8 protein-coding genes and 2 pseudogenes are annotated in these 11395 nt (G+C 64.8%); 6 read left to right on the top strand and 4 right to left on the bottom strand.

The genetic code is table 11. From position 1 onward, the window contains the following. Positions 1-186: 186 nt before the first annotated feature. Together ACWF99_RS12530 and ACWF99_RS12525 are read left to right on the top strand one after the other, a co-directional pair. Positions 187-840, top strand: coding sequence for a TetR/AcrR family transcriptional regulator (locus tag ACWF99_RS12530; protein WP_452535950.1), 654 nt, complete (start codon positions 187-189; stop codon positions 838-840). Between the two features lie 100 nt (positions 841-940). Further along, a complete protein-coding gene (locus tag ACWF99_RS12525) occupies positions 941-1189 on the top strand; it encodes a hypothetical protein (protein ID WP_452535949.1) in 249 nt (82 codons plus the stop codon). On the opposite strand, the gene ACWF99_RS12520 is transcribed toward ACWF99_RS12525, so the two are convergent. The 4 genes and pseudogenes from ACWF99_RS12520 to ACWF99_RS12505 form a co-directional block, all read right to left on the bottom strand. Beyond that, positions 1140-1757, bottom strand: a complete 618-nt coding sequence (locus ACWF99_RS12520; RefSeq protein WP_452535948.1) for an MMPL family transporter — start codon at positions 1755-1757, stop codon at positions 1140-1142. The two genes, ACWF99_RS12525 and ACWF99_RS12520, sit on opposite strands and share 50 nt — an antisense overlap. 107 nt (positions 1758-1864) lie before the next feature. Beyond that, a pseudogene (locus tag ACWF99_RS12515) lies at positions 1865-2119 on the bottom strand (MMPL family transporter); the annotation flags it as partial. Between the two features lie 345 nt (positions 2120-2464). Then, complete coding sequence (locus tag ACWF99_RS12510; RefSeq protein WP_452535947.1) at positions 2465-5752, bottom strand: protein kinase domain-containing protein; 3288 nt, start codon at positions 5750-5752, stop codon at positions 2465-2467. 561 nt (positions 5753-6313) lie between these two features. Next, positions 6314-6580: pseudogene (locus tag ACWF99_RS12505) on the bottom strand (SAM-dependent methyltransferase); the annotation flags it as partial. 384 nt (positions 6581-6964) lie between these two features. On the opposite strand from ACWF99_RS12505, the gene ACWF99_RS12500 reads away from it, so the two are divergent. From ACWF99_RS12500 to ACWF99_RS12485, 4 genes are all read left to right on the top strand, one after another. Further along, positions 6965-8404, top strand: coding sequence for a carotenoid oxygenase family protein (locus tag ACWF99_RS12500; RefSeq protein WP_452535946.1), 1440 nt, complete (start codon positions 6965-6967; stop codon positions 8402-8404). 122 nt (positions 8405-8526) lie between these two features. Beyond that, positions 8527-9882, top strand: coding sequence for an amidohydrolase family protein (locus ACWF99_RS12495; RefSeq protein ID WP_452535945.1), 1356 nt, complete (start codon positions 8527-8529; stop codon positions 9880-9882). A 52-nt stretch (positions 9883-9934) separates the two neighbouring features. Continuing rightward, positions 9935-10792 (top strand): fumarylacetoacetate hydrolase family protein, encoded by an 858-nt coding sequence (locus ACWF99_RS12490; protein WP_452535944.1) that lies wholly within the window; start codon positions 9935-9937, stop codon positions 10790-10792. Then, complete coding sequence (locus ACWF99_RS12485; protein ID WP_452535943.1) at positions 10789-11307, top strand: YceI family protein; 519 nt, start codon at positions 10789-10791, stop codon at positions 11305-11307. Before ACWF99_RS12490 ends, ACWF99_RS12485 begins: the two co-directional genes overlap by 4 nt. Positions 11308-11395: the final 88 nt, after the last annotated feature.

Genomic DNA, 11395 nt, shown 5'->3' with positions numbered 1-11395 from the left:
GTGGCAGGCCGACCACACCGTGGTCGGCCTGCCACCGCCTCAACTCGGAATGCCATGTTGACCGCTTCTTCAACTTGGGTTGCCAGCGGGATGATGAGTTGGCCAGTGCCGCAGCGCCCGTTTGCGGGTCGATGCCGACCATCACACTAAGTTGGTGTACGTCAACATCCGGGATAGCCTCACTACATGAGCTCATCAACGGCTCGCGTCGGGCGGCCACCTGCGGACCTATCCCCTGCCACGCTGGACGAGATCTTGGACGCAGCGCTGCGCATGTTCTCGGACAAGGGCTATGACGGGGCGTCGGTAGCCGCGCTCAACCGAGAACTCGGCGTCAGTCACAACCTCATCCACCAGCGATTCGGCTCGAAGGAAAAGCTCTGGACCGCCGCAGTGGACCGAGCCTTCGATAAGGTGGCCCAGGTGCTGCAACCGGAACTCGCCGATACCACCGGTGGACCGATCGAGCAGCTTCGCCGCGTCATCGTCCGGTTCATTGTCTACAACGCCAGCCATCCCGAGATCTTGCGACTGACCACTGTCGAGGGTGTCGCCAGTACGCCTCGCCTGGACTACATCTACGACCGCCACATCGAGCCACTGCTGACCGCGGTCGTCGAGCCCTTGGATCAACTGATCGAGGCCGGTGTCATCGGACCGGTCTCGGTCCCGACGCTGTACTTCCTGATCGCTCACGGCGGCAGCGCGCCACACGCGTTGATCGGTTTATCTCGTCGACTGGGCCAGGATGACCCCCTCGACCCGCAGAATGTCGTCGACCACGCCAATATCATCGCTGACGTCATCATCGGCGGGACGCTGAACCGCAAGCGGACATGAGCGCAATGAGTACCGCATCCCGAACCCATGACCCATTGGGACTGCCCCGAGTTCGGTTGACTGGCTGAGCAAAGCCGGGGTCCTCAGGTGGCACATCTGCGTGCGAGCGGCCACCTCACCACCCTCAACGGCGGCGCCACAACTTGCCACCGCATCCCAGAACCTCACCACACCCGTCGCCGAATACAGCACCGCGACCTCCGAAACCCGCGACAAATTTCGGGACGCAGTCACCAACGCGTTGATGGCAGCCGGAACCACTGTCATCGGCGTCGCCGCCTCCTGGATCACCGCCGCCCTCAGCGACGTCGACGTCGTAGTGATCGCCGACAATTCGATTGAGGGTTGAGGTGAGATTCGGGCGACGCGGATTGCCCACCAGCAAGCCCACGCCGGCTACCTGATTCATCGGTGTCATCGAGACCGGTCGCAGTCACCCCATCCGCCGCGCTGACGATCGTTCGCTGACGCACCGAGATCGCGCCCGCACGTTCGTTTACGGCACCGCTGCCTTGCCCAAGCGGGTGCCGGGCCACCAGTTGCGTGCCCCGAACAGCTTCATCATGGCCGGCACCAGCATCATCCGAACCACGATCGCGTCGAAGAACGGCTACGGCCAAAGCGAAGCCGAATTGTTTGAGTTCGAGGACATCGGCGGTGATGAAACTGGCGAATACCGCGATCATGATCGCGGCGGCAGCGCTGATGGGGCGGGCGGTGTGCTCGATACCGTCGACGATCGCGGTGCCGTTGTTGCTTGTGCGCCGGAACTCTTCGCGCATTCTGCCGATGAGAAATACTTCGTAGTCCATCGACAGCCCGAACACGACCGCGATGACGATGACGGGCAGGTACATCTGAATGAAGCCGATGCTGTGGAAGCCAAACAGGTGCGAGGCCCATCCCCACTGGAACACCGCGACCGTCTGTCCGAGCGCCGCGCCGTGACAAGCAGGTTCATCAGTACTGCCTTGGCGGGGATGACGATGCTACGCAGCACGACCGCGAGGTAGACGAACGAGAAGCCGAGGATCAAGGCGATGACCCAGGGCATTTTCGCCGATATTTCCGCTGATGCATCGACAACCAGTGCCGACGTTCCGCCCACCGCCGCCTCAGGTCCTTGATTCGCGGCCAGCTGGGTGGCGGAATCTCTGAGCGAGCCGATCAGCTCATTGGCCGCATTCGAGTCGATCGGAACCGAGGCGATGACGACGAGCAGTCGGCGGCCGTCCTTTTGTTGGGTTTGGGTGTAGGCGACCAGGGGGTCGCTTCGCACCTGATCCGCGAAATGCGCGGCTTGAAGCAATTGCGTCGTAGCTGCTGGTCCGGTGGTCGACTCCGAGGGCTGGAATCACCCACAGTCCGAGTATCGCCAGTGCCGCGGGCAGCAGCGTCCATGCTACGAGCAGCACACACACCACCGTCACAGCCACGATAACGGCCGGTGTCAACAGCGGGGCACACCCTGAGATTCAGGAACGTCTTTGAACTCCCGATCACGGTTTCCAGCCTCACCCACAGCCCCCTCTGCTGAAGGTGGTGATTCGTATGCCCACGCACCCGGCTGCCAAGGTTTTCGCGGAGCGAAGACGACCACCGCCCGAGATCCTTGTCAGTGCGGTCAGGAACGCTCGCGCTGGGCCTCGGCCGCGATCCAGGCCGCAATTTGCGCGCGGGAGGTGAATCCGAGTTTGGTCAGGATATGTTCGACATGCCCGCCCGCGGTGCGTTGCGAGATCACCAATTTCGCGGCGATCTGCTTATTGGTGAGTCCCTGGGCAATAAGGTCTGCGACCTGCCGTTCGCGCTTCGTCAATGTCAGTTGCGAAGCGAGCGCGGGCGCGTCGCGGGGCGGCGCCTCACCCAGCGCGTAGCTCACCGCGGCGTTGTGCCCCATGGCCTGGCCGCGCCGGAACGCCGTATCGAATCGTCGTTCGCCGAGCGCGCGACGCACCGTCAGCTCGCATTCGTCGTGAACGTGGGTCAGCCCCGGGAAGACAGAAAACCCGGAAGCGGAGGCTCGCAACAGATTCTCCGCCGCCCCCATCAACACGGCCGCGCGTTCAGCATCGCCATTTGTGCGGGTCCATGCCAATCCCTCGAGATCGAGCGCCGCCACGACCGGGCTGTGCATGCGCTGGTTGACTCGCAGCGATTCCTGCAGCAACTGTTGTGCGCGGGACCGCTCGCCTTGCTGCCATGCGGCAATGCCCAAGCTCCACAGCGCAGTTGACCGATAAAGCGATTCGCCACATGCTTCGGTGATGGAAAGCATTTGCTCGTGATATGCGATCGCCCGCGGTATATCGCCCTGGGCTGCGTGGGCCCAACCGAGCAGCATCAACGCGGAAATATGTAGGTACCCTCGCCTATTCGAGGTGAACACCTCGACGGCACGCTCGAAGAGGGAGACCGCGCGAGCGGGTTCGTCTCGATAGAGCGCCAGCGTGCCGCTGGCGTAGGCGATCAGCGCCTGGTTCATGGGAGTGCGATCCTGGTCGGCGAGTGCACGCGCCTGCTCCAGTAACGATGCTGCCGATCGAAGGTCCCGCTGTGCCGCGGCCATGAAAATGCAGGCTTCGAGCGCCTTGACACGGTCGGGTATCGAGCCGGCATCCGGGTGGGCCAAGGCGCGGTCGAGCCACCGTCGACCTTCGCCGTACCGACCTCGAAAGCTCCAGAACCCGAATAGCGCGTTGGCGGTGCGCAGCCCGGCATCGGCCGAGTCCGCGCTGTCCTCGGAGAGGGAGAACTCGAGGGCATCGCGGAGATTCGGTTGCTCGCGATCGAGGCGAGCCAGCCAGTCAGGCTGGCGGTCGCTGATCCAGTCGGCCACGGAATCCAGCACCAATCGCTGGCCCCAGTCGCGGTGTCGTCGACGCAGATCCCGGTCTTCGCCGGACTCTTGCAACTGCTCGCGCCCATAGTCGCGCATGGTCTCGAGCATCCGGAAGCGCACGACGCCATCCACTTCGTCGCGGTTCACAATCGATTTGTCGACCAGGGAGGACAAGGCATCCAGCAGATTCTCCGGCGCAAGGTCGGCGCCGCACACCTGTTCGGCGGCATCGAGTTCGAAACCGCCGGCGAACACCGACGACCGGGCCCACAACCGCTGCTCGACCGGTGTGCACAACTGGTAGCTCCAGTCGATGCACCACCGCAGCGTCTGCTGCCGCCTCGGCGCGGTACGGCTACCGCGGGTGAGCAGCGCGTACCGGTCGGTCAGCCGCTGCAGGATCTGCTCGGGCGACATCGCGCGCATCCGAGCCGCGGCGAGTTCGATCGCCAGCGGCAACCCGTCCAACCGCGAGCAGATCCCGACCACCGCGGCCTTGTTGTCGTCGGTAACCGCGAAACCGGGCACCACCGCCGCAGCGCGATCGGCGAACAAACTCACCGCATCGTATTTGGGCAGTCCGCGCAGCGTCGGCTCGACATCGGGGCTAGGAACGGCCAGCGGCCGCACCCGCAGCACCGATTCGCCGGCAACGTCCAACGGCTCGCGGCTGGTGATCAGAATCCGCACGCTCGGACACGCTGGCAACAATTCCGCGACCAGCTCCGCCAACGCCTGGACAACCTGCTCGCCATTGTCCAAAACAAGGAGCGTCTGCCGTGAACGCAGGAACTCGACCAGCGCCTGCCGCATCGGCTGAGCCGAATCGTCTCTCATCCCCATACCGGCCGCCACGACATCGACCAGCAACACCGGGTCCCTCACGTCGGCGAGATCGATCATCCACACTCCGTCGGCGACATCGCGTCGAGCATTCGACGCCGCCCGCAACGCCAGCCGGGTCTTGCCCACACCACCGATCCCCGCCAACGTCACCAACCGCGACACCGACAGCAGAGCCTTGATCTCCGCCACCTCGGCGCGGCGGTCGACGAAACTGGTCAACTCCAGCGGCAGCTCACGAGTGCTGCCGCGACCGTCTTTGATCTGCCACGGGGCCGATTCCGGCATCGACGGCGTATGGTCCCACATCCCTTGGGCTGCAACCGGTTTCCCGTGCAGAGCCATCGCGCCCACCGGGTATCCGTGGTGGCGCTGTACCTGCCGGATCGCCTCGCCGATCTCCGCCGCCGACGGCCGCTGCTGCAAATCCCGGTTCATCGCCGATTCCACCACCGCCGCCACGTCATCGGGGACACCGCCCTCGCGCAGGTCTGGCACCGGCTGGCTGGTGATCCGCAAGAACTGCGCCACCACCTGCTCACCACTACGCCGTTCATACGCGGCATGCCCGGTCAGCGCGCAGAACATGGTCGCACCCAGCCCGTAGACATCCGCCGCCGCAGTCGGCGTCTCGCCGCCGAGCATCTCCGGTGCGGTGAACGCCGGAGAAGCGGTCAGGATACCCGTGGCCGTCTCGAACCCGCCGACAATGCGGGCGATACCGAAATCGGTCAACGTCGGCTCACCGTAATCGGTCAGCAGAATATTGCCCGGCTTCACATCCCGGTGCACGATCCCGAGCCGATGCGCGCTCTCGAGCGCACCCGCGACCTTCACCCCGATCCACAACACGGTCTGCACCGGCATCGGACCCCGCCGACGAACCCATGCATCCAGCGAATCCAACGGGTGATACGGCATCACCAGATAAGGCCGCCCGCTCGCGGTGACACCCACTTGGAGCACCGTGACGATGTTCGGATGCCCGGTCAACCGACCCATCGCCTTCTGCTCGCGTAAAAACCGCGTCTGGTTGTCTTCGTCCAGCTCGGCGGTCAGCACCTTCACCGCAACCGTGCGGTCCAAGGCCACCTGCCTGCAGCGATAGACCACACCGAAACCACCACGGCCGATCTCTTCGGCGTCCTCGAATCCGGACGCGCTCAACTCCACCGAGACGGGCATAATCACGTCACGTTCGGTCCGCGGTGAATCATCGCCGACCATCAGCGGCGGGCAATCCACTCGATACGTGCACGAACATCGGGCACCATGCGCTTACCTTTCGACAATGCCCAGCGTATCGCCGACCACAGTGCACGGGCCGCCTCTGTCGGCTTTCAGCCGAGAGCGCCCTCGCCCGGAAAAGCGGTGGACCTCGCTCGGCGCGGGCCCACCGGTGGCATCGGGATCGGCGACGCCGAACGCACCGAGTGCCCGCGGCAGCGTTGTCCAGGATCCGGGCAAGGTCCTCGACCGCCTCGGCGACAACCAAGGCGAGCAATCAGCGCGGCGCGTGTGCGCAGCGCGCCTCGCGGGCCGGGCGTTCACGCGTCGGCCTCTTGCGACTCCGCCCCTCGGGGCTGCTGTGGACACACCTCGCGGCAGTAGGTTACTGATCCGGCGTATCGTCCGGGCGCGAAAGCAACACGGTTGTCGACGGCGGCCCGAACCGCGTCAGAGCGGGTAAGAATTCGATGCTCATCCGCGGGTCGGCGGCCCGGCCGAGTGCCGTTAATGCCGACTGGCTGTAGGCACGCAACATGCTGATGAATCCGTCGTGCAGGTGCGCGGCGCAGGTATATGCGAGGCCACCCGCAGCGCCGCACGCGCACTCTTCGTGTGCATCTCGTCTAGTGTTCCCACGCGGTCCAGGCTCGTGATGACCTACTGTTTGAGCTCGTCCGGAATGTCGTAGCGGTCGGTGTACTCCAACACATCGGTCTGCATGCGCCGATCCAGCCATGACGCGTTCGGCCCACCACGCGATACCGACAACCCGGCGGTGATCGCGCACCGCCGCGCAAGCGCAACAGAAGCCGCCGCACAGGTCATTCGACCCCGAACCGGGTAGCGCATTTCGACAGCGGCGGGGTTATGCAATCTCTCGCAGGGAGGCGACCGGGCAGGAGTTCACTGCCGTACGGGCGACGGTGACGAGATCGCCGGGTCCGTCGGCGCCGTCGAAACGGTAGATGAGCTCGGCGTTGTCATCGAGCGCTGAACACCTCGGGCGACTGCGCACATGTTGCACCCCTCGCAGCGGGGGTAGTCGACGGAATGTGTTCAATGCCCGGTCGATGTCCGATCAGGTTTCGAGATCGGCAGCTGGACTGAGACGCACGTCACAGTACTTATAGTACGATTGCGTTTCTCCAGAACCCTTGCCATTCTTTGTATAGAACGTATCCGTACTATACAAACCCAGGAGGGGTGTCCATGTGGGATCCCACGAACATGTTTCTCAACGGCCCGTATACGCCGTGGCACGAGGAGGGCGAGGCATTCGACCTGGAGATCGAGGGGCGACTGCCGCCCGAGCTGAATGGGGCCCTCTATCGACTCAGCAGCAGTCCGGCCTACCGCCCCATCGACCCCAGCCGCTATCACTGGTTCGACGGGGACGGGATGGTTCACGCGGTCTTCCTGCGGGACGGCCGAGCCACCTACCGCAACCGGTACGTGGCGACCGCAGGGCTGCAGGTCGAGCGCGAGCAAGGCAAGGCGGTCTTCGGTAGCTTCATGCACGGCAGCGATACCCCGCCACCGCCGGGCGTGGCTCCCAAGAATCCCGCCAATACCCATGTCGCTCTTTATGACAACCGCTTGCTGGTCCTGTGCGAGGCCGCGGTTCCGCACGAGTTGCGAGCGGACACTCTGTCCACGACAAGCCGAAGTTACGACTTCGGCGGTGAGGTCATCGGGCCCATGACCGCGCACTACAAGGTCGATCCAGCCAATGGCGACCTGCTGTTCTTCGTCAGCATGGGTGGCGCGCTCACCTGGTACCGGGCCGACAATCGCGGCAAAGTCCTCGACCGCCACCAGATCGATCTCGGCGTACCGACCTTCGTCCACGACTACGCCGTCACCCCCGATTACGCGGTCTTCCTGGTCAACCCCGCGATGGTGCGGGTGGAGAACATCTTTCGCGGGCTGCCGTCCACGACGTGGGAACCCGAGACCTTGCCGACCTGCCGCTGGGCGGTCCTGGATCGCAAGACCGGCGCGGTGCGGTGGTTCGAAGCCCCGGACGCTTACGCGCCGACACATTTCCTCAACGCCTACCAGGAGGGGGCCACGATCGTCGTCGACGGACATCGCACCGATCGATTCGGACCTACGAGACAGGAGATCGAGTCGCCGCCGCCGGGCGGGGACTGGAACTGGTGGTTCAAGCGATTGGTTGCCACGCCCTGGCGTTGGACACTCGACCTCGCGACCGGGACGATGAAAGACAGCCAAGCGACCGATATTCTCGGCGAGTTCCCGCAAATCAACGACCGACGGACCGGGCTGTCGCACCGATACGGCTACTACACCACAACACGCGGAGTGGGCGACTGGTTCACCGACGGTCTGGCCAAGCACGACTATCTCACTGACCAGACCGCGATCCAAGCCCTCGACGGGTCCCTGACCTCGCCCAGTGAACCGCAATTCGTGGCGCGTCCCGGTGCGACCGCCGAAGACGACGGCTGGTTGCTGTCGATCTGGTGGGACCCGGCACTCGACCGGAGCGAAGTCGTCGTGCAGGACGCACAGGATTTCACGGCCTCCCCTCTCGCCCGAATCAAGCTCAACCACCGGGTTCCGATGGGATTCCATGGCACCTGGGCAGACGCGGCCGAGCTCGATGCCGCCCTGGACGCCCTCTGAGCTGAGCGCCTGCGACCTCGTACCGTTGACACAGCAGCACATAACGGCAACACTGTAACCATTATGTTCGATGCCGTCGCGCCCAGCTGAGCGCGCTGGACTGTGCTCAATCGGAGGCAAGCATGAATTCCACCGGCCGCCTGCTACTGCGTGGCGGGATCGTGCTCACGATGGACGACGACCTGGGCGATCTCGATCGGGGGGACGTCCTCATCGAGGACGGCAAGATCGTCCAGGTCGGGCGCGAGGTGCACGCCGACGCGGAGATCCTCGACTGTGCGGGCAAGATCGTTCTTCCCGGCTTCGTGAACTCCCATCACCACATGTTTCAGACCGCCTTGCGCTCCTACTGGTCCGATGCCCTCGATCTGGACTACTTCATCCAGTCGCGGGCTGGGGCGGATGCCCTGTTTCATCAGTACACACCCGACGACGTCTACTGGGGACAGCTCGGCGGGGCACTCGAGAACCTGGCGGCAGGCACCACGACGGTGGTCGACACGTCACAGTGCTCCTACACCCCGGCACATACCGACGCGGCACTCGACGGCATCAAACGGTCCGGAATCCGTTGCGTCTTCAGCTTTTCGCCATCGCTGGGCGATCACGAGCCAGACCCCTCGTATGCCCACCCGCACGACATTCGTCGGCTGCTCGAAGATGCCGGACCCGTGGACGACAAGTCTCTGGTCCGGCTGGCCCTGGGCTACCACGTCGACGAGGACCTGTTCGAGCTTGCCCGCGACCTGGAATTGCCGATGTTCGCGCACGTCAACGACACCAGCTGGGGGCGCGTGCTCGAACAGTTCGAGACGGAGGGGCTGCTCGGACCCTGGATCACCTACATCCACTGCCTCGGAATCGAAGATGCCGCGTGGCGAGTGATCGGGCGGACCGGCGGCAAGGTGTCGGTGTCGGCCAGTGCGGAGCAGACGCTCGGCATGGGGCAGCCCGCCTTGCAGTCCGCGCTCGACCATGGGATTCCCACGAGTTTCGGCACCGACACGGTCGGCATCGCACCCGTCGACTTCTTCTCCCAGATGCGCGCGGCCTACACCTGGCAGCGCAGTCGCATCGAAGCCGCGCGGCAGGCCAATTCAGCTGAAGTGCAACCGACTACAGTTCGGGACATCCTCCGGATGGCAACCCTGGGCGGCGCACAGGGCGCGCACCTCGACCACCTCGTCGGCTCTCTGACACCGGGCAAACGTGCGGATGTCATCGCGCTCAACGCCCGCACGCTCAATGCGGGGCCGGTGAATCATGCGGCGGGCGCGGTCGTTCAGCACATGGACACCAGCAACGTCGACACCGTCATCGTGGACGGGCGCATTGTCAAGCGCGACGGCCGACTGCTGGGCGTGGATGTCGAATCCGTACTGCAGCACCTCGAAGGGTCGGCAGTAGCTCTCATCGGTCGTTCCCGAGCCGGCGACATTCTTCTCACAGGTTGCCGGGCCCTCCCGTCGTCACTGTGACCAACCCTCGAAATCGCCAGCGCGACACAACCTTCTATACCAAGGAGTCACAGTGAAGATCGGTAACCTCGATGGACGTCTGGTCATTGTGACCGGAGCCGGAGCCGGAGCCGTCGACGTCGAACGTGCCAGTGGCGGCCGCTTCCTGGCCGAGCCACAGGCGATCTACCACTATTGGCCCGCGTTCCGAGAGTGGGCCCGCAGCGCCGACCTGTCCGCCGCCGAGCCGCTGGACCCCGCACTTCTGCTGCCTCCGGCTCCGCGCCCGCCGCAGATCTTCGCCATCGGACTGAACTACCGGCAGCATGCCGCCGAGTCCGGTCTCGACCTGCCCAGCGACCCGCTGGTGTTCACCAAGTTCGCCAGCTGCTTGGCCGGTGCCCACAGCAGCATTCCCGTACCACCCGCCGGAACAGCCGACTGGGAGATCGAGCTGGCGGTGGTGATCGGGGTCGGCGGAAGCGATATCCCGGCCGATCGCGCCTGGGACCATGTCGCCGGTGTCGCCGTTGCCCAGGACATCTCCGAGCGATCCATCCAATTTCGGGGGCCCGCACCGCAATTCAGCCTCGGCAAGTCTCTTCCCGGCTACGGGCCGATCGGGCCCTGGCTGGTCACCCCCGACGAGCTGCCCGACCCCGACGACCTGCAGATGACCTGCACCCTCGACGGCGAAGAAGTGCAGAAGACGAGCACTAAGGACATGATCTTCCCGGTGCCGCAGCTGATCTCACGACTGTCGGCTCTGCTGCCGCTGCTGCCGGGCGACCTACTGTTCACCGGAACACCCGCCGGCATCGGCAGCGCGATGCACCCGCCGCGCTTCCTGGCGCCCGGCCAGATCCTGATCAGCCGGGTCGACGGTGTCGGCGAACTGCTGAATCCCATCGTCGCCGCGAGTCCCGCTTGAATGGCCGAACCGACCACACCGGAACTTGGGAACTGGATCCAGCGACCGCGGACATCGGGTTCTCCGCGCGCGGGTTCTGGGGGCTGATTCCGGTCTCCGGTCGCTTTTCCCAAGCGCGCGGCGGCATAACCTGGGGTCAGGACGACACTGCGACGGTGCTACTGGAAATACAGGCCGCAAGCGTCACGACCGGGCTCGGCCTGCGTGATCGGCACTTGCGCGAGCCCAAGTTCTTCGATGTGGAAACCCATCCGCTGATTTCGTTCCACGGTCGCGCCGTCGCCGATGGCCCGATGCGCCTCGAAGTGGAAGGCGCGCTGGACGTTCGCGGCGCCTCCACCGTATTGCGACTCGAAGTCGAACTCGAATCGCACGGCCCTGACCTCGTCGCCACGACCAGCACCCGCATAGATCTGCCCGCCTTGGGCATCACGCCGCCGCTCGGCATCGTCCGCCCGCACATCACCCTCGGAATCCGCGGCAACCTGGTCCGCTCGCCGATGCCCGGGCAATAAGCCAGCGGACCAGCGGTCCCGACCCCACGTGCCGGCGCTGCCCATGCCGGCACGTGGCGGCTCGATTCAGGCACGGCGGACATCAGGT

The organism is Nocardia sp. NPDC055002, from assembly GCF_053608825.1.
This window is presented reverse-complemented; position numbering and strand designations above follow the sequence as displayed.

Bases quoted from the DNA above. Each gene is read 5' to 3' on its own strand.
- ACWF99_RS12495 (WP_452535945.1), top strand. From the start codon at position 8,527: ATGAATTCCACCGGCCGCCTGCTACTGCGTGGCGGGATCGTGCTCACG.
- ACWF99_RS12530 (WP_452535950.1), top strand. From the start codon at position 187: ATGAGCTCATCAACGGCTCGCGTCGGGCGGCCACCTGCGGACCTATCC.
- ACWF99_RS12500 (WP_452535946.1), top strand. From the start codon at position 6,965: ATGTGGGATCCCACGAACATGTTTCTCAACGGCCCGTATACGCCGTGG.
- ACWF99_RS12510 (WP_452535947.1), bottom strand. From the start codon at position 5,752: ATGGTCGGCGATGATTCACCGCGGACCGAACGTGACGTGATTATGCCC.